Raw genomic sequence first — 17,531 nt, 5'->3', positions numbered from 1 at the left:
TCGCCCCGGAAAAGCCCGGGGCGAGGCCTGTCAACAAGAGGATGCCCGCGTGAGTCAGGAGATCCAAGAGCCGGTAGGCTTGCGAGTGCTGCTCGTCGAAGACGATGCCACGCTGCGCATGCTGACCACCGAAGTCATCGAGGAGCTGGACCATCAGGTCACGGCGGTCGCCTCGGCAGAGGCTGCCCTGGAGTTGCTGCCGCAGCGCGAACACGATGTGCTGTTCACCGATATCGGGCTGGGCGGCATGTCCGGCATCGAACTGACCCGGCGCGCCCTGGCGATGGATCCGACGCTGCGCATCGTCGTCGCCTCGGGTTATGCCTTCGAGCGCGAGCCGGGCATGGAGGCGCGGGTCGGGGTGCTGATCAAGCCCTATGACCTGAACAAGATCCGCCAGGCCCTGGCCGACGTGCAACGCTGAGTGCCTGAGGTTGTCCGGCGGTCGCATCGGACATGCCTGCGGTTGCGCCTTCCGGCGCCCTTCTCTAGAATGTTGCCCCTTGCCCGGAGTGCGTCCGCATTCCGCAGGGCAAGTCATCCGAACTATTCACTCCTTGTCTGACCGCGTTTCCGCGGCAGGCTGCAACCCGTAAGGAGCATTAAATGCGTCATTACGAAGTCGTGTTCCTGGTTCATCCGGACCAGAGCGAACAGGTGGGCGGCATGGTCGAGCGCTACACCAAGGCTATCGAAGAAGACGGTGGCAAAGTCCATCGCCTGGAAGACTGGGGCCGTCGTCAGCTGGCTTACGCCATCGACAACGTTCACAAGGCTCACTATGTACTCATGAACATCGAGTGCAGCGCCAAGGCCCTGGCCGAGCTGGAAGACAACTTCCGCTACAACGACGCCGTGATCCGCAACATGATCCTGCGCCGTGACGAGGCCGTCACCGGTCAATCCGAGATGCTCAAGGCCGAAGAAAACCGCAACGAGCGTCGCGAGCGTCGCGAGCGTCCTGCCGAGTCCGAGTCCGAGTCTGCCGAAGGCAACTCCGACGACGCCGACAGCGCCGAGTAATCTGGATCTAGCGAGGAATCATTGTCATGGCACGTTTCTTCCGTCGTCGTAAGTTCTGCCGTTTCACCGCCGAAGGCGTGAAAGAGATCGACTACAAGGATCTCAACACCCTGAAGGCCTACGTCTCCGAAACCGGCAAGATCGTCCCGAGCCGTATCACTGGCACCAAGGCCAAGTACCAGCGTCAGCTGGGCGCCGCCATCAAGCGTGCCCGTTACCTGGCCCTGCTGCCCTACACCGACAGCCACGGTCGTTGATCGACGCCTGATCACGAATAACGGATAAACACGGCATGCGGCCTCTGGCTGAGTTCATCATGCGCGGCCGTACTCAAGCCACCCTCGTGGTGGTGCTGGGTGCAGTCGTGCCGCTGCTGTACTGGATGACCGCTGCCGGTGGCAGCCTGGTGCTGTTGCGCCGGGGACCTGCCGCGGCGGCCGGGGTGCTGGTCTGGGCCCTGCTGCCAGCGCTGTTCTGGCTGTATCTGGGTGATGCCAGCATCGTGCTGGTGTTGCTGGGTTCGACGCTGCTGGCGGCCATTTTGCGCCAGAGCCTGTCCTGGACACGGGTGTTGTTGGCCAGTGTCCCGCTGGGGTTGGTTTTCGCCCTGGTGCTGGGGCAGGTCTATGCCGAGGGCATCGCGCAACTGGCGGAGGAAATCCGCCGGCTGCTGCCCCAGGTGTTGGGCCCGAGCGCGGCGCAGTTGCCGCCGGAAAAGCAGGCGCAGTTGCAGCAGTTGCTGCTGCCCGTGCTGACCGGCCTGATGGCGGCGTTCTTCCAGATCACCTGCCTGCTGTGCCTGATGCTCGGGCGCTACTGGCAGGCGGCGCTGTACAACCCCCAGGGGTTCGGTCGCGAGTTTCGCGTCCTGCGTCTGCGTCCGGTCATCGCGCTCGGCCTCTTGGCCCTGCTGGTGCTGGCGCCGAACCTGGGCAGCGGGCTTGGCCTGCTGACCCCGCTGTGCAGCGTGCCGCTGGCCTTTGCCGGCATCGCCCTGCTGCACGGGCTGGTGGCGGCCAAGCGCCTGGCAGGATTCTGGCTGGTGGGGCTGTACGTGACGCTGCTGCTGTTCGGGCAGCTGATCTATCCGTTGTTGGTGATTCTGGCTGTGATCGATAGCGTGTTCGATTTCCGTGGGCGGTCTGCGCAAGAGCCGCAGGGGCCCGCGGACGGTGAAGGTTAAAAGTTAAGAGGAAAGACTCAATGGATGTCATCCTGCTGGAAAAGATCGCCAACCTGGGCAACCTGGGCGACAAAGTGAACGTCAAGGGCGGCTACGCCCGTAACTTCCTGCTGCCGCAGGGCAAGGCTACCGCAGCCACCGCTGCCAACGTCGAGGCTTTCGAAGCTCGTCGCGCCGAGCTCGAGAAGCAGGCTGCCGAGAAGAAGTCCGAGGCTGACGCCCGTGCCGCCAAGCTGGCTGACCTGACCGTAACCATCGCTGCCAACTCCGGCGACGAAGGCAAGCTGTTCGGTTCCATCGGCACCCGTGACATCGCCGAAGCCGTCAGCGCCGCTGGCGTCGAGCTGGACAAGAGCGAAGTTCGCCTGCCCAACGGCGCGCTGCGCAGCGTTGGCGAATACGATGTCGAAGTGCACCTGCACACCGACGTCGAAGCTACCGTCAAGATCGTCGTCGTCGCTGAATAAGCGCGCCGTCGCCTGACTGGCGGACTTGCGCCCCGGCGCCGGTCTGTCGACAATCGGGCACGTCATTGCCAAGGCAGTGACGTGCCCTTTGTCTTTTCTGCCGTCCAAAAAATCATTTCGCCGCCCGCAATGGGGGCCCAAGACCTGCGCATGAACGAGATTTCCCTGCCCGAGCAGTACGATCTGCAGACCGCTGCCCTCAAGGTCCCGCCGCACTCCATCGAGGCCGAACAGGCCGTGCTGGGTGGTCTGATGCTGGACAACAATGCCTGGGAGCGCGTGCTCGATCAGGTGTCCGATGGCGACTTCTATCGCCACGACCACAGACTCATCTTCCGCGCCGTGGCCCGTCTGGCCGAGCGCAACCAGCCGTTCGACGTGGTGACCCTGTCCGAACAGCTGGACAACGAAGGCCAACTGCCCCAGGTGGGCGGCCTGGCCTATCTGGCCGAGCTGGCCAGGAATACCCCCTCGGTGGCCAACATCAAGGCCTATGCGCAGATCGTGCGCGAGCGGGCCACCCTGCGGCAGTTGATCGGCATCAGCGCCGCCATCGCCGACAGTGCCTACAATCCGGAAGGCCGCGGCGCCAACGAGCTGCTCGACGAAGCCGAGCGCAAGATCTTCGAGATCGCCGAGGCCCGCCCGAAATCCGGTGGTCCGGTCGGGGTCAACGACATCCTGACCAAGGCCATCGACCGTATCGACACCCTGTTCAACTCCAGCGAAGCCATCACCGGGGTCTCCACCGGTTTTGCCGATCTGGACGAAAAGACCAGCGGCCTGCAGCCGGCGGACCTGATCATCGTTGCCGGTCGTCCGTCCATGGGCAAGACCACCTTCGCCATGAACCTGGTGGAGAACGCGGTGCTGCGCACCGACAAGGCGGTCCTGGTGTTTTCCCTGGAGATGCCCGCCGACTCCATCGTGCTGCGGATGCTCTCGTCCCTCGGTCGCATCGACCAGACCAAGGTGCGTTCCGGCAAGCTCGACGACGACGACTGGCCGCGGCTGACCTCGGCGGTCAACCTGCTCAACGACCGCAAGCTGTTCATCGACGATACCGCCGGCATCAGTCCTTCGGAAATGCGCGCCCGCACCCGGCGCCTGGTGCGCGAGCACGGCGATTTGGCGCTGATCATGGTGGACTACCTGCAGCTGATGCAGATCGGCGGCAGCAGCGGCGAGAACCGGACCGCCGAGATCTCCGAGATCTCGCGCTCGCTCAAGGGCCTGGCCAAGGAATTCAACTGCCCGGTGGTGGCGCTCTCCCAGCTCAACCGCTCGCTGGAACAGCGGCCGAACAAACGCCCGGTGAACTCCGACCTGCGGGAATCGGGGGCCATCGAGCAGGACGCCGACGTCATCATGTTCGTCTACCGGGACGAGGTGTACCACCCGGAGACCGAGTACAAGGGCGTGGCGGAAATCATCATCGGCAAGCAGCGGAATGGTCCGATCGGCACCACGCGGCTGGCCTTCATCGGCAAATACACCCGGTTCGAGAATCTCGCGCCCGGCAGCTACGTTTTCGAGGACGAATGATGGTCAAGGACAAGCTGAAGATCGCGGTCCTGCTCGGCGGCACCAGCGAAGAACGCGACGTGTCCATCGCCAGCGGTGCCCAGGTGGTGGCGGCCCTGCGCCGGCGCGGGCACCAGGTGGTGACCGTGGATACCGCCCTGGGCCTGCTCGACGAGGATGCCGAGCGCGCGCTGCTGGAAGCCCGGGTCGGCCTCGAGCCGCCGGAGCGGACCGCCCTGGTGCGGATGCGCGGCCAGGACGCCGGCGCGCTGCTCAGCCGCGCCCAGCTGGGCGACCAGGATCTGCTGTTCCTCGCCCTGCACGGCGGCACCGGCGAGAACGGCACCCTGCAGACCCTGCTCGACCTGGCCGAACTGCGCTACACCGGCAGTGGCCGGGTGGGCAGCGCCGTGGCCATGGACAAGGACCTCAGCAAGCGGCTGTTCCGCGCCGCTGGCGTACCCACCGCCGACTGGCTGATGGCACCGGCGGATGCCGCGACCGTGGCCGCGACCCTGGGTTTTCCGGTGATCGTCAAACCCAGCCAGCAGGGCTCCACCGTGGGCCTGAGCAAGGTCAGCCGCGCCGAAGACCTGCAACCGGCCATCGAGCTGGCGCTGCGCTATGACCGCGAGGTGATGATCGAGCGCTTCGTCGCCGGGCGCGAGCTGACCGTGGGCGTGCTGGGCGACCAGCCGCTGGCGGTGGGCGAGATCGTCCTCGGCCAGAGCGGGGTGTTCGACTACACCAGCAAATACCAGCCCAAGGGCGCGGTGGAGGTGTTTCCGGCCGAGGTCTCGCCCGAGATCGCCGAGGAAGCGCGCCACCTGGCCCTGGCCGCGCATCGGGCGCTCAAGCTCGACGGCTACAGCCGTGCCGACTTCCGCCTGGACGCCGAGGGGCGGCTCTGGTGCCTGGAGGTCAACACCCTGCCGGGGATGACCGCCACCAGCCTGCTGCCGCAATCGGCGGCGGCCATGGGCATCGACTTCGACGAACTCTGCGAGCGGATCTGCCAGCTGGCCCTGCAGGACTGACCCCCCACGCAGCCGGCGCCGCTATCGCTTCGGGTGGCGGCGGCTGCGTCTCCCGTCGAAGCCGGATTCGGATCCGCCGCCATGCCCCAGACGCTCACCCCGCTGCAGACCCGGGCGCTGTTCTTTTCCGCGCTGCTGCTGTTCGTGCTGCCCTTCATCCTGGTCGACTTCCCCTATGTCGATGACAACTGGCGCATCCAGCTGGAGAACGGTCCGGAGTGGCGGCAGCAGGGGCGGGTGCTCACCGAGGTCTTCTACCGGCTGCTGACCTTCAGCGGCAGCACTCTCAATCTCTTCCCCCTGCCACTGCTGATCGCCTGCGCCGCAGCCACCTGGGCCCTGACCGACCTGGCCCGCCACTGTTTCGGCGCGCCGCGGCCGACCCAGTGCCTGGCCCTGCTGCCGCTATGGTTCTCGCCGTTCTGGCTGGGCAACCTGACCTACCAGTACGACGGCCCGACCATGGCCCTGAGCCTGGTGGCGGTGATCTATGCGGTGATCTATCGCAGTCGCCATACCGCGCTGGCGCTGCTGGTACCGGTGGCGCTGCTGGCGGCGGCCATCGCCTTCTACCAGGTGGCGTTCAATGTCTTCGTCGGGCTCTGCTGCCTGGAGCTGGTCCGCGCCGTGCAGCGCCGCGAGGCGCCCGAGCAGGCGCTGCGGCTGGTGCTGCGCCAGGGCCTGCAGCTGCTGCTGGGTGGCATGCTCTATTGCCTGACGGCCTACCAGCTGATGGCGACCACGCGGCACGCCGGCGTGGGCGGCCAGGTGCTACCCGAGCTCTGGCACCGGCTGGGCGAGGTGCTGCACAGCGTCGGCCTGCTGGTCACCCCGGGCAATCTCTGGCTGTGGTGGCTGTTTGGCGGGCTGGCCGCGATCGGTTACGGCCTGGGGGCCCTGACCTATGCCTGCGCCTATGGCCGACGGGCGCTGCTGCCCCTGCTGCTGTACGCTGCGACCTTGCCGGTGCTGGCCTTTTGCGTGGCCGGCATCACCCTGCTGTTCAGCGATTTCATCCTCGAAGCCCGCACCCTGATGGGACTGGCGGTCGTCCTGACCCTGGCGCTGCTGCTGGCCCATGATCTGCTGGAGCGATTCCAGCCACGGCTGACCTGGCTGCTGGTGCTGCCGGTGCTGTGGATGCTGTCGCTGGCCTATGTCTATGGCCAGGTGCTGTCGGCGCAGAAGACCTTCGAGCGCGGTTTCGTCCAGGAGCTGCACCACGACCTCAGCAGTCGTCCGGAGCTGCGGCCGCTCAAGCGCCTGCTCTGGACCGGCGGTCCACTGGAGGTGGCCTGGCTGCCGCTGGCGCAGAAGACCTTCGAGCAGGTGCCGGTGCTACCCTTCATCCTCGGCCTGTCGCCGGGCAACTTCATGATCGCCGAGCGGCTGCTGGACCTGGGGGTGATCGACGATGCCGACAGCGACAGCTGCAGCCAGCGGGTGGCCGTGCCGGGCGCCGCCACGCGGCTGGTGGACAACCGCTTCTACGACATCTGGGCGCTGGGTGAGGACGGCTGCATCATCATGAAGCCGCAGCGACCCTGGGTGCCGTTCGAGTAGCGGGGTAGGTTGGGCTGAGACGGTTCCCTCGTCGAAGCCCAACGAGCGGTGCCTGATGCAGGTATTGGGCTTCGCTCTGCTCAGCCCAATACCTGCGGGGGCGAAGGCGATCAGTCCCGGCGCAGCTTGTAGCAGAGGAACAGGAAGGCCAGCCAGACCGGGATGGCGTAGACCGAGACGGCGATGCCGGGGATGCGCAGCATCAGCACCAGGATCATGCCGACGAAGGCCAGGCACAGCCAGTTGACGAAGGGCGACCAGAACGCCGGGAAGTGCGAGGTGCGCCCGGCCTGGCGCTGGGCAGCGCGGAATTTCAGGTGGGTCAGGCTGATCAGCGCCCAGGCGATCACCAGCGAGGCCACCACCAGCGACATCAGCAGCTCCAGGGCATTCTGCGGCAGCAGGTAGTTGACCACCACGCAGAGCAGGGTCACCGCCGAGGACACGGCGATGCCCAGCAGGGGCACGCCCTGGCGATTGGTGCGCAGCAGGGCGCGCGGGGCATCGCCCTGTTCGGCCAGGCCGTAGAGCATGCGGCTGGTGCAGTAGACGCCGCTGTTGTAGACCGACAGCGCCGCGGTCAGCACCACGAAGTTGAGCAGATGGGCGGCGGTGTCGCTGCCGAGCAGGGCGAAGGTCTGCACGAAGGGACTGCCGGCGTAGTCGTCGCCGCCGGCGCCGATGCTGCGCACCAGTTCGTCCCAGGGATGCAGCGACAGCAGGATGGTCAGGGCGCCGACATAGAAGATCAGGATGCGCCAGACCACCTGGTTGATGGCCTTGGGGATCACGGTGCGCGGCTGGTCGGCTTCGGCGGCGGTGATGCCTACCAGCTCCAGGCCGCCAAAGGAAAACATGATGATCGCCAGCACCGCGAACAGGCCGCTCCAGCCGTTGGGCAGGAAGCCGCCATGGTTCCAGAGATTGCTCACCGAGGCCTCGGGGCCACCGCTGCCGCTGACCAGCAGCCAGAGCCCGAAGGCCATCATGCCGAGGATGGCCACCACCTTGATCAGCGCGAACCAGAACTCGGTCTCGCCAAAGGCCTTCACGTTGAACAGGTTGATGGCGTTGACCAGCACGAAGAACACCAGGGCGCTGGCCCAGGTCGGCACCTCGGGCCACCAGTACTGCACGTACTTGCCCACCGCGGTGAGCTCCGACATGCCCACCAGCACATAGAGCACCCAGTAGTTCCAGCCGGAAAGAAAGCCCGGGAAACGGCCCCAGTAGCGACTGGCGAAGTGGCTGAAGGAGCCGGCCACGGGCTCCTCGACGATCATCTCGCCGAGCTGGCGCATGATCAGGAAGGCGATGAAGCCGGCGATGGCGTAGCCGAGGATCATCGCCGGACCCGCCGACTTGAGCACCCCGGCCGAGCCGAGGAACAGACCGGTGCCGATGGCCCCGCCGAGGGCGATCAGCTGGATATGACGATTCTTCAGGCCGCGCTGCAACTGGCCGGCGGCGGGTTGGGGCTGGGACATGGACGGGGGTGTCTCGGTGGTGAGGGGAGCGGGCGGCTATGGTAGCACTCCTGTCGCCAGGGGCCTGGTCCTGGGACGTTGCCCTCACCCCGGCCCTCTCCCGGAGGGAGAGGGGGAAGAGCGTAGCGGGGCAGGGGTCGCCGGTGAGTCTCCCTGTCGGCCCTCTTCCCCTGGAGAGGGGAACGAGCAGGTGCCTGAGGTGCTTTTACCCTCTCTCTCTCCTGCGGAGAGGGTTGGGGTGAGGGCGAGTCCAGAACCACCGTCGATAGCCAAAGGCAATCGATGTCCGGGGGCTGAACTGGTCATTTTTTGTGCTATTCTTCGCGCCCTCCTGAAAACACCCCTATCCCGGAAGCTGCCATGCAAGCCGCCACGCCGCTGTTCGACTATCCGAAATACTGGGCCGAGTGCTTTGGTCCTGCACCCTTCCTGCCCATGAGTCGGGCGGAGATGGAGCAACTCGGCTGGGACAGCTGCGACATCATCATCGTCACCGGGGACGCCTACGTCGATCACCCGTCCTTTGGCATGGCCATCATTGGCCGGTTGCTGGAGGCCCAGGGCTTCCGCGTGGGCATCATCGCCCAGCCGGACTGGCATTCGAAGGACGACTTCATGAAGCTCGGCGAGCCGAATCTGTTCTTCGGTGTGGCCGCGGGCAACATGGACTCGATGATCAACCGCTACACCGCGGACAAGAAGGTCCGTTCCGACGATGCCTATACCCCGGGCAACGTCGCCGGCAAGCGTCCGGATCGCGCCAGCCTGGTCTACAGCCAGCGCTGCAAGGAAGCCTACAGCCACGTGCCGATCGTGCTCGGTGGCATCGAGGCCTCGCTGCGCCGGATCGCCCACTACGACTACTGGCAGGACAAGGTCCGGCGCTCGATCCTGATGGACGCGACCGCCGACATCCTGCTCTATGGCAACGCCGAGCGGGCGGTGGTCGAGATCGCCCAGCGGCTGTCGCGTGGCGAGCGCGTCGAGGCCATCACCGATGTGCGCGGTACCGCCTTCATCCGGCGTGATACGCCCGCGGGCTGGTTCGAGGTCGACTCGACCCGCATCGATCGACCCGGCCGCGTCGACAAGATCATCAATCCCTACGTGAATACGCAGGACACCGAGGCCTGCGCCATCGAGCAGGCGAAGGGTGAGGTGGAGGACCCCAACGAAGCCAAGGTGGTGCAGCTGCTGGAAAGCCCGCGCATGACCCGCGACAAGACGGTGATCCGCCTGCCGTCCTTCGAGAAGGTGCGCAACGACCCGGTGCTCTATGCCCACGCCAACCGCGTGCTGCACCTGGAAACCAATCCGGGCAACGCCCGCGCGCTGGTGCAGCGGCATGGCGAGGTGGACGTCTGGTTCACGCCGCCGCCCATCCCCATGACCACCGAGGAAATGGACTATGTGTTCGGCATGCCCTATGCGCGCGTGCCGCACCCGGCCTATGGCAAGGAAAAGATCCCGGCCTACGAGATGATCCGTTTCTCGGTCAACATCATGCGCGGCTGCTTTGGTGGCTGCACCTTCTGCTCCATCACCGAGCACGAAGGCCGGATCATCCAGAATCGCTCCCACGACTCGATCATTCGCGAGATCGAGGAGATGCGCGACAAGGTGCCGGGCTTCACCGGCGTGGTCTCGGACCTTGGCGGGCCGACCGCCAACATGTACCGCATAGCCTGCAAGGATCCGGAGATCGAGCGTCACTGCCGCAAGCCGTCGTGCGTGTTCCCCGGTATCTGCGAGAACCTCAATACCGATCACTCCTCGCTGATCGAGCTGTACCGCAAGGCGCGGGCGCTACCGGGGGTGAAGAAGATCCTGATCGCCTCGGGGCTGAGATACGACCTGGCCGTGGAGTCGCCCGAATACGTCAAGGAACTGGTCACCCACCATGTCGGCGGCTACCTGAAGATCGCGCCCGAGCACACCGAGCGCGGTCCGCTGGACAAGATGATGAAGCCCGGCATCGGCAGCTATGACCGCTTCAAGCAGATGTTCGAGAAGTACACCAAGGAGGCGGGCAAGGAGCAGTACCTGATCCCCTACTTCATCGCGGCGCACCCGGGCACCACCGACGAGGACATGATGAACCTCGCGCTGTGGCTCAAGCGCAACGGCTTCCGCGCGGATCAGGTCCAGGCCTTCTATCCCTCGCCGATGGCCACCGCCACGGCCATGTACCACTCGGGCAAGAATCCGCTGCGCAAGGTCACCTACAAGAGCGACGGCGTGACCATCGTCAAGAGCGACCAGCAGCGCCGCCTGCACAAGGCCTTCCTGCGCTACCACGATCCCAGGGGCTGGCCGATGCTGCGCGAGGCGCTCAAGGAGATGGGCCGCGCCGACCTGATCGGGCCGGGCAAGCACCAGTTGATCCCGGCCACCCAGCCGGTGGGCGACGCCGGCTACCAGAGCGCGCGGCGCAAGAATTCCACCCCGGTGGGCAGCAAGAAGGCCGGTACCGGCGGTGGGCGCATCCTCACCCAGCACACCGGCCTGCCGCCCCGCGCCAGCGATGGCAGCAAGGCCTGGGACAAGGGCCAGGAAGGCCAGGCCGCCGGCTACGCCAAGGGCGGTCCGCGCAAGAAGTCGCGGCGCCAGCCGAACATGCCGCGCTGAGGCTATCGCGGCCATGGCAGTCCGCCGAAGCGGTCGCTCCTACGGGGTGCGATGCTTCTGTAGGAGCGGCCCATGGCCGCGATCAAGCCGCTACAAATGTTTAACTGGTCGTTTTCATCTCTCAAGGACGAGCGATGTCATCACGTCATGCGGCGTTGCGCAGGGGTCGTGTTTCTTTGCCCGGCCAGCTGTATCTCCTGACCACGACTACCAGCCAGCGCCAGGCGCTGTTCGCCGATTTCCCCGTGGCATGCACGGTGGCCCGGACCTTTAACGATCCTTGTTTGCTTGATGACGCCAGGCTGCTTGCGTGGGTGTTGATGCCGGATCACGTCCATTGGCTGGTTTCGTTGGGTGAGCGTTTCAGCCTGGACGAGTTGGTCCTGCGCCTAAAGTCGGCCAGTGCACGTCGGGTCAATGCGATCCGCAATACCAAAGGGGCTGTGTGGGCGCCGGCCTATCATGACCACGCTCTAAGAGCCGAAGAAGATGTCCAGGCGGTGGCCCGGTACATCGTTGCCAATCCGGTGCGGGCGGGGCTGGTGAAGCGGGCGGGTGATTATCCGTTTTGGGATGCGGTGTGGTTGTAGATCGTGCCAGGAAAGCTGATCGCGGCCATGGGCCGCTCCTACGGGGCATATCGGAGCCTATAGGAGCGGCCGCATCGGCGGACCGCCATGGCCGCGATATCAGCTGCGCAATTCGGCGAAGTGGGCCTGCATGCGGTCGGCGTCGGCGCTGCGGCCGCTGAAGAGTTCGAAGGCTTTGACCGCCTGGAACACGGCCATGGTGCCGCCATCCAGGGTGCGGCAGCCGAGGGCGCGGGCCTGGCGCAGCAGTTCGGTTTCCAGCGGGAAGTAGATGATTTCGGCGACCCAGAGGCCGGGGTGCAGCAGTTCGGCCGGCAGTGGCATGCCGGGCAGCTTGGCCATGCCCACCGGCGAGGTGTTGACCAGGCCGTCGGCGGCGGCGACTGCGGCGGCCCGGTCGGTGCCGACCGCGGCGCGCCCGGGGCCGAAGTGGCGGGTCAGGTTGTCCACCAGCGCCTGGGCGCGCTCGGCCTCGACGTCGAAGATGAACAGCTGGTCGACGCCCTCGGCGAGCAGGGCGTGGGCCACGGCGCTGCCGGCGCCGCCGGCGCCCAGCTGCACCACCAGGCGCTTGGCCACGTCCGGCAGGCCGCGGCGAAAGCCTTCGGCGAAGCCCAGGCAGTCGGTGTTGTGACCCACGGTGCGGCCGTCGGCCAGCACCACGGTATTCACCGCGCCGATGCCGCGCGCCTCGGGCGAGAGATCGTCGAGCAGCGGGATGATCGCCTGCTTGCAGGGAAAGGTGATGTTGAGGCCGGTGAAGCCGGTGCGCTGGGCGGCCTGCAGCAGCTCGGGCAGGGCGTCGGCAGCGAGGCCGAGGGCATCCAGGTCGATCAGCCGATAGAGGTATCTGAGACCCTGGGCGTCGCCTTCGCGTTCGTGCATGGCGGGCGTCAGCGAGGCCTGGATGCCGGCGCCGATGAGGCCGGCGAGGACGGATTTGGGTGCGGTCATGGAGTCAGTTTCCCTGGTGGGCGATGAGGGCGGCGATGGCGGCGCGATATCCCTGGCTGCCGAGGCCGCAGATGACGCCGACGGCGATGCCCGAGACATAGGAATGATGACGGAAGGCTTCGCGGCGATGCACGTTGGACAGGTGCACCTCGTAGACCGGCAGCTCGCTGGCCACCAGGGCGTCGCGCAAGGCCACCGAGGTGTGGGTCCAGGCGGCGGGATTGATCACCACCCCGGCATAGGCGCCGCGGGCCGCGTGAATCCAGTCGAGCAATTCGCCCTCGTGGTTGGTCTGGCGGAAGTCCACCTCGTAACCCCCGGCGGCGGCGCTCTCGGTACACAGCCGGGCGACGTCGGCCAGGGTCTCGTGGCCGTAGGTGGCGGGCTCGCGGGTGCCGAGCAGATTGAGGTTGGGTCCGTTGAGGACCAGGATGCGGCGGGAGGACATGACAGCCTTCTCTCTTGTTGTCTTGCCGGGCAGGCGCTGCCCGGCACTGGAGAGAAAATGTACCAGCCGGTTAATTCCGTCAATCGAGTCGGTCGGGCGGGTGGCAGGGCAGGCTGCGGAAGCGTTCGATTATCGGCCCTGGTGACTCAGATCGCCACCAGTCCGCGCACCCCCTCGGCCTCCATGTCGACCCCGCGACCGCGCTGGACGATCTCGCCACGGGACATCACCAGGTAGCCGTCGGCCAGTTCGCTGGCGAAGTCGTAGAACTGCTCCACCAGCAGGATGGCCATGTCGCCGCGCTTGGCCAGGTGGGCGATGACGGTGCCGATCTCCTTGATCACCGAGGGCTGGATGCCCTCGGTGGGTTCGTCGAGGATCAGCAGCCGCGGGCGGCTGGCCAGGGCGCGGCCGATGGCCAACTGCTGCTGCTGGCCGCCGGAGAGGTCGCCACCGCGACGCTGGCGCATCTGCCGCAGCACGGGGAAGAGTTCGTAGATGGATTCGGGCACCTCGCGGGCTTCCCGGGCGGGAAAGCGCGACAGGCCCATGAGCAGATTTTCCTCGACGGTGAGGCGCGGAAAGATCTCGCGGCCCTGGGGCACGTAGGCGATGCCGGACTGCACCCGCTGATGCGGCTTGCGGGCGGTGATGTCCTGGCCTTCCCAGGTGACGCTGCCGCGCTTGGCCGGGATCAGGCCCATGAGGCAACGCAGCAGGGTGGTCTTGCCGACGCCGTTGCGGCCGAGCAGGCTGGTGACCTCACCGATGGGGGCCTCGAAGGACAGGCCACGCAGGATGTGGCTGCCGCCGTAGTACTGATGGAGTTCGTTGACCTGGAGCATGGGGGCCTCGGGGAGATTCTTTGATCGCGGCCATGGACCGCTCCTACGTAGGAGCGGTCGCAGCGGCGAACCGCCATGGCCGCGATATGCATTCAGTTCGGCGCGGCGCTAGCGCCCCAGATACACCTCGATCACCTGGTCGTTGGCCTGGACCTGGTCCAGCGAGCCTTCGGCGAGGACGTGACCCTGGTGCAGCACGGTGACGTGGTCGGCGATGCTGCCGACGAAGCCCATGTCGTGCTCCACCACCATCAGCGAGTGCCGGGGCACCAGCGACTTGAACAGCTCGGCGGTGAATTCGGTCTCGGCGTCGGTCATGCCGGCGACGGGTTCGTCGAGCAGCAGCAGTTGCGGCTCCTGCACCAGCAGCATGCCGATCTCGAGGAATTGCTTCTGGCCGTGGGAGAGCAGCCCGGCGGTGCGCCCGCGCGACTCCTGCAGGCGGATGGTAGTGAGCACCTCTTCCAGACGGTCGCGCTGCTCGCCGGAAAGCCGTGCGCGCAGACTGGCCCAGACCGACTTGTCGGTCCGTTGCGCCAGCTCCAGGTTCTCCCAGACGGTCAGGGCCTCGAACACCGTGGGCTTCTGGAACTTGCGGCCGATGCCGGCCTGGGCGATCTCCACCGGTTGCAGGCGGGTAAGGTCCAGGGTCTCGCCGAACCAGGCGCTGCCGCGGTCGGGGCGGGTCTTGCCGGTGATGACGTCCATCATGGTGGTCTTGCCGGCCCCGTTGGGGCCGATGATGCAGCGCAATTCGCCGACGCCGATGTAGAGATTGAGGTCGCGCAGGGCCTTGAAGCCGTCGAAGCTGACTTCGATGCCTTCCAGGCTGAGGATGGTGCCGTGACGGGTGTCCAGGCCCGTGCCGGCGCGATGGCCGAGACCGCTGGCCTCGGCGCCGATCCCGGGATCGAGCACTTCCGCGGCGGTGGGGGGGATGGGGGCGGCTTTCATGCGTCGCGCTCCTTCTTGATAAGGCCGATCACGCCACGCGGCAGATAGAGGGTGACGACGATGAACAGGGCGCCGAGAAAGAACAGCCAGTATTCGGGAAAGGCCACGGTGAACCAGCTCTTGGCGCCGTTGACGATGCCGGCGCCGAGCACCGGGCCGATCAGGCTGCCGCGTCCGCCGAGGGCGACCCAGATTGCCGCTTCGATGGAGTTGGTCGGGGCCATCTCGCTGGGGTTGATGATGCCCACCTGGGGCACATAGAGGGCGCCGGCCAGGCCGCAGAGCACCGCCGAGAGCACCCAGACGAACAGCTTGAAGCCGCGCGGATCGTAGCCGCAGAAGGTCACCCGGTTCTCGGCGTCGCGGATCGCCGTTAGGATGCGGCCGAACTTGCTCTGCGCCAGGCGCCAGCCCAGCCAGAGGCTGGCGGTCAGCAGGGCCACGGTGAGCAGGAAGAGCACCGCGCGGGTGCCCTGGGCGGCCACCGGAAAGCCCAGCAGGGTGGTGAAGCCGGTGAAGCCGTTGTTGCCGCCGAAGCCGGTCTCGTTGCGAAAGAACAGCAGCATGCCGGCAAAGGTCAGCGCCTGGGTCATGATCGAAAAGTAGACGCCCTTGATCTTCGAGCGGAAGGCGAAGAAGCCGAACGCCAGCGCCAGCAGACCGGGGGCCAGCACCGCCAGGCACAGCGCCCAGAGGAAATGGTCGGTGCCGGCCCAGAACCAGGGATAGCGGGTCCAGGAGAGAAAGCTCATGAAGGGGGGCAGCCCGTCGCCGGCGGCCTGGCGCATCAGGTACATACCCATGGCGTAGCCGCCGAGGGCGAAGAACAGTCCGTGGCCGAGGGAGAGCATCCCGGCATAGCCCCAGACCAGGTCCAGGGCCAGGGCGACGATGGCGTAGCAGAGGATCTTGCCCACCAGGGTCAGGGTGTAGGCCGAGACCTGGAAGGCATTGTCGGCCGGCAGCAGGGACAGCAGCGGCAGGGCGATCAGCACGGCGAGGGCCAGGCCGAGCACGGCCAGGCTCAGGCGCGGGCCGGCCTTCTGCACAGCGGTAAGCGCGAGTGGCTGGTTCAATCGATGACCCTCCCCTTGAGGGCGAACAGGCCCTGGGGCCGCTTCTGGATGAACAGGATGATCAGGCCGAGGATGAGGATCTTGCCCAGCACGGCGCCGATCTGGGGTTCGAGGATCTTGTTGACGATGCCCAGGCCGAAGGCCGCCAGCACGCTGCCGGCCAGTTGGCCGACGCCGCCGAGCACCACCACCAGGAAGGAGTCGATGATGTAGCTCTGGCCGAGGTCCGGGCCGACGTTGCCGATCTGTGACAGGGCCACGCCACCGAGGCCGGCAATGCCGGAGCCAAGGCCGAAGGCGAGCATGTCGACGCGCCCGGTGGGGACGCCGCAGCAGGCGGCCATGTTGCGATTCTGGGTCACGGCGCGCACGTTGAGACCCAGCCGGGTCTTGTTCAGCAGGGCCCAGGTCAGGACCAGCACGAAGACCACGAAGCCGAGAATGATCACCCGGTTCCACGGCAGGAGCAGGTTGGGCAGCACCTGGATGCCGCCGGACAGCCAGGCCGGGTTGGCCACTTCGACGTTCTGGGCGCCGAACAGCACCCGCACCGCCTGGATCAGCATCAGACTGATGCCCCAGGTGGCCAGCAGGGTTTCCAGCGGTCGGCCATAAAGATGGCGGATCACGGTGCGCTCCAGCGCCATGCCGATGGCGGCAGTGACGGCGAAGGCTACCGGCAGTGCCAGCAGCGGATACCAGGCCAGCCACTCGGGGGCCAGGCGCTGCAGGGTCAGCTGCACCATATAGGTGCTGTAGGCGCCGAGCATCAGCATCTCGCCGTGGGCCATGTTGATGACGCCGAGCAGGCCATAGGTGATGGCCAGGCCCAGGGCGGCGAGCAACAGGATGGAGCCCAGCGACAGCCCGGTGAAGGCCTGGCCGAGCAGATCGCCCAGCAGCAGCTTGCGATCCACCTGGGCGAGGCCGGTAGCGGCGGCCTTGCGGACGTCTTCGTTGGCTTCCACCGCGGGATCGAGCAGGACCTGCAGGCGGGTCCTGGCCTGGGGCTCGCCGGATTCGCCGAGCAGGCGTACCGCGGCCAGGCGCACGGCGGGATCGGGATCGGTCAGCTGCAGGTTGGCCAGGGCGGCGGCGAGGGCGCCTTGCACTTCCTTGTCGGCTTCGCTCTGCAGACGTTTTTCCAGGAAGGCACGCTGCTCGGGCTTGGCCTCCTGGCGCAGGGCCTGGGCGGCGGCCAGGCGCACGCCGGCATCCGTGGACAGCAGCCCGCCGCTGGCCTGGGCAGCGCCGATGAGGATGCGCAGGCGGTTGTTCAGGCGGATCTGCTTGGGCGTGCCGGTGGGCGCCGTGGCCTCACCTTCGGCGGCGCTGTAGCGATCGCCGGTCTTGTAGAAGGGGCGCTTGTCTTCGTCGACATAGAAGCGGCCGTCCTGCAGTGCCTGGAGCACCGGCAGCTGGGTGGGATCAGGCGCGGCGGCCCAGTCCTGCAGCAGTTTGGCCTGGTCGTTGGCGCTGGCGGCGGCCAGTTCGGCGGCGGGGCCGGCCTGGGCGGTGCCCACGAGCAGCAACAGCAGGGGCAGAAGAAAAAGGCGTAGGGACATGCTCGGCCTCGTCGATGGGTAAAGGCTCCTGCGCGACGTCTCCCGGGGGAGGGCGGGCGTGGCCTCGTTTCTGGTGCCGGGCACCGAGCCGTGTGGCCGGGTGCGCTGGCGGGCCCTTACTCCGGCCCTCTCCCGGGGGAGAGGGGGGGGCGGAGCGGTGGTGGTGCGGGTGCTTCCTGTTGGCTAC

The 17,531-nt window shown here is 66.7% G+C and carries 17 protein-coding genes; 10 read left to right on the top strand and 7 right to left on the bottom strand.

From position 1 onward, the window contains the following. Positions 1-49 precede the first annotated feature (49 nt). From OMP44_RS21785 to OMP44_RS21750, 8 genes are all read left to right on the top strand, one after another. Positions 50-424: a response regulator gene (locus OMP44_RS21785; RefSeq protein WP_007161147.1), complete on the top strand. Its 375-nt coding sequence runs from the start codon at positions 50-52 to the stop codon at positions 422-424. 182 nt (positions 425-606) lie between these two features. Next, positions 607-1,023 (top strand): 30S ribosomal protein S6, encoded by a 417-nt coding sequence (gene rpsF / locus OMP44_RS21780; protein ID WP_007161146.1) that lies wholly within the window; start codon positions 607-609, stop codon positions 1,021-1,023. A 26-nt stretch (positions 1,024-1,049) separates the two neighbouring features. Beyond that, positions 1,050-1,280, top strand: coding sequence for a 30S ribosomal protein S18 (gene rpsR, locus OMP44_RS21775; protein ID WP_059316384.1), 231 nt, complete (start codon positions 1,050-1,052; stop codon positions 1,278-1,280). A gap of 35 nt (positions 1,281-1,315) precedes the next feature. Beyond that, on the top strand, positions 1,316-2,206 hold the full coding sequence (locus OMP44_RS21770; protein ID WP_280311209.1) for a hypothetical protein: 891 nt from the start codon (positions 1,316-1,318) through the stop codon (positions 2,204-2,206). 20 nt (positions 2,207-2,226) lie between these two features. After that, the gene (rplI, locus tag OMP44_RS21765) at positions 2,227-2,673 is read left to right on the top strand and encodes a 50S ribosomal protein L9 (protein WP_158896715.1); all 447 of its coding nucleotides are present in this window, start codon (positions 2,227-2,229) and stop codon (positions 2,671-2,673) included. Positions 2,674-2,823: 150 nt separating this feature from the next. Further along, positions 2,824-4,218, top strand: coding sequence for a replicative DNA helicase (gene dnaB, locus OMP44_RS21760; RefSeq protein ID WP_158896716.1), 1,395 nt, complete (start codon positions 2,824-2,826; stop codon positions 4,216-4,218). Then, positions 4,218-5,234, top strand: a complete 1,017-nt coding sequence (locus OMP44_RS21755) for a D-alanine--D-alanine ligase (protein ID WP_280311205.1) — start codon at positions 4,218-4,220, stop codon at positions 5,232-5,234. Before dnaB ends, OMP44_RS21755 begins: the two co-directional genes overlap by 1 nt. A gap of 81 nt (positions 5,235-5,315) precedes the next feature. Then, entirely contained in the window at positions 5,316-6,797 is a 1,482-nt protein-coding gene (locus OMP44_RS21750) for a glucosyltransferase domain-containing protein (RefSeq protein WP_280311203.1), read from the top strand. Positions 6,798-6,907: 110 nt separating this feature from the next. Here OMP44_RS21750 and OMP44_RS21745 read toward each other — a convergent pair whose 3' ends face one another. Beyond that, positions 6,908-8,284: an amino acid permease gene (locus OMP44_RS21745; RefSeq protein WP_187981008.1), complete on the bottom strand. Its 1,377-nt coding sequence runs from the start codon at positions 8,282-8,284 to the stop codon at positions 6,908-6,910. 360 nt (positions 8,285-8,644) lie between these two features. Here OMP44_RS21745 and OMP44_RS21740 point away from each other — a divergent pair, with 360 nt between their 5' ends. Next, positions 8,645-10,912 (top strand): YgiQ family radical SAM protein, encoded by a 2,268-nt coding sequence (locus OMP44_RS21740; protein ID WP_187981009.1) that lies wholly within the window; start codon positions 8,645-8,647, stop codon positions 10,910-10,912. 134 nt (positions 10,913-11,046) lie between these two features. After that, positions 11,047-11,502 (top strand): REP-associated tyrosine transposase, encoded by a 456-nt coding sequence (locus tag OMP44_RS21735; protein WP_271653199.1) that lies wholly within the window; start codon positions 11,047-11,049, stop codon positions 11,500-11,502. Between the two features lie 99 nt (positions 11,503-11,601). On the opposite strand, the gene OMP44_RS21730 is transcribed toward OMP44_RS21735, so the two are convergent. The 6 genes from OMP44_RS21730 to urtB form a co-directional block, all read right to left on the bottom strand. Further along, positions 11,602-12,456, bottom strand: coding sequence for a shikimate dehydrogenase (locus OMP44_RS21730; RefSeq protein WP_280311196.1), 855 nt, complete (start codon positions 12,454-12,456; stop codon positions 11,602-11,604). 4 nt (positions 12,457-12,460) lie between these two features. Next, the gene (gene aroQ, locus OMP44_RS21725) at positions 12,461-12,904 is read right to left on the bottom strand and encodes a type II 3-dehydroquinate dehydratase (RefSeq protein ID WP_133862306.1); all 444 of its coding nucleotides are present in this window, start codon (positions 12,902-12,904) and stop codon (positions 12,461-12,463) included. 146 nt (positions 12,905-13,050) lie between these two features. Then, the gene (gene urtE, locus OMP44_RS21720; RefSeq protein ID WP_187981302.1) at positions 13,051-13,749 is read right to left on the bottom strand and encodes an urea ABC transporter ATP-binding subunit UrtE; all 699 of its coding nucleotides are present in this window, start codon (positions 13,747-13,749) and stop codon (positions 13,051-13,053) included. A gap of 108 nt (positions 13,750-13,857) precedes the next feature. Further along, positions 13,858-14,703, bottom strand: coding sequence for an urea ABC transporter ATP-binding protein UrtD (gene urtD / locus OMP44_RS21715; RefSeq protein WP_273862788.1), 846 nt, complete (start codon positions 14,701-14,703; stop codon positions 13,858-13,860). Beyond that, positions 14,700-15,779 (bottom strand): urea ABC transporter permease subunit UrtC, encoded by a 1,080-nt coding sequence (gene urtC, locus OMP44_RS21710; protein ID WP_187981013.1) that lies wholly within the window; start codon positions 15,777-15,779, stop codon positions 14,700-14,702. The genes urtD and urtC overlap by 4 nt, the downstream gene beginning before the upstream one ends. Beyond that, positions 15,776-17,344, bottom strand: coding sequence for an urea ABC transporter permease subunit UrtB (urtB, locus tag OMP44_RS21705; protein WP_280311192.1), 1,569 nt, complete (start codon positions 17,342-17,344; stop codon positions 15,776-15,778). Before urtB ends, urtC begins: the two co-directional genes overlap by 4 nt. Positions 17,345-17,531 lie beyond the last annotated feature (187 nt).

The sequence above is a fragment of the Pseudomonas flavocrustae genome (assembly GCF_029872515.1).
GTDB classification, from domain to species: Bacteria; Pseudomonadota; Gammaproteobacteria; order Pseudomonadales; family Pseudomonadaceae; genus Chryseomonas; species Chryseomonas aestiva.
This window is presented reverse-complemented; position numbering and strand designations above follow the sequence as displayed.

What these genes read in the sequence shown, in the direction of transcription:
- OMP44_RS21755 (WP_280311205.1), top strand. Translation starts at nt 4,218, where the DNA reads ATGGTCAAGGACAAGCTGAAGATCGCGGTCCTGCTCGGCGGCACCAGC.
- OMP44_RS21730 (WP_280311196.1), bottom strand. Translation starts at nt 12,456, where the DNA reads ATGACCGCACCCAAATCCGTCCTCGCCGGCCTCATCGGCGCCGGCATC.
- OMP44_RS21735 (WP_271653199.1), top strand. Translation starts at nt 11,047, where the DNA reads ATGTCATCACGTCATGCGGCGTTGCGCAGGGGTCGTGTTTCTTTGCCC.
- rpsF (WP_007161146.1), top strand. Translation starts at nt 607, where the DNA reads ATGCGTCATTACGAAGTCGTGTTCCTGGTTCATCCGGACCAGAGCGAA.
- rplI (WP_158896715.1), top strand. Translation starts at nt 2,227, where the DNA reads ATGGATGTCATCCTGCTGGAAAAGATCGCCAACCTGGGCAACCTGGGC.
- aroQ (WP_133862306.1), bottom strand. Translation starts at nt 12,904, where the DNA reads ATGTCCTCCCGCCGCATCCTGGTCCTCAACGGACCCAACCTCAATCTG.
- OMP44_RS21770 (WP_280311209.1), top strand. Translation starts at nt 1,316, where the DNA reads ATGCGGCCTCTGGCTGAGTTCATCATGCGCGGCCGTACTCAAGCCACC.
- OMP44_RS21750 (WP_280311203.1), top strand. Translation starts at nt 5,316, where the DNA reads ATGCCCCAGACGCTCACCCCGCTGCAGACCCGGGCGCTGTTCTTTTCC.
- urtB (WP_280311192.1), bottom strand. Translation starts at nt 17,344, where the DNA reads ATGTCCCTACGCCTTTTTCTTCTGCCCCTGCTGTTGCTGCTCGTGGGC.
- urtD (WP_273862788.1), bottom strand. Translation starts at nt 14,703, where the DNA reads ATGAAAGCCGCCCCCATCCCCCCCACCGCCGCGGAAGTGCTCGATCCC.
- OMP44_RS21745 (WP_187981008.1), bottom strand. Translation starts at nt 8,284, where the DNA reads ATGTCCCAGCCCCAACCCGCCGCCGGCCAGTTGCAGCGCGGCCTGAAG.
- urtE (WP_187981302.1), bottom strand. Translation starts at nt 13,749, where the DNA reads ATGCTCCAGGTCAACGAACTCCATCAGTACTACGGCGGCAGCCACATC.
- dnaB (WP_158896716.1), top strand. Translation starts at nt 2,824, where the DNA reads ATGAACGAGATTTCCCTGCCCGAGCAGTACGATCTGCAGACCGCTGCC.
- rpsR (WP_059316384.1), top strand. Translation starts at nt 1,050, where the DNA reads ATGGCACGTTTCTTCCGTCGTCGTAAGTTCTGCCGTTTCACCGCCGAA.
- OMP44_RS21740 (WP_187981009.1), top strand. Translation starts at nt 8,645, where the DNA reads ATGCAAGCCGCCACGCCGCTGTTCGACTATCCGAAATACTGGGCCGAG.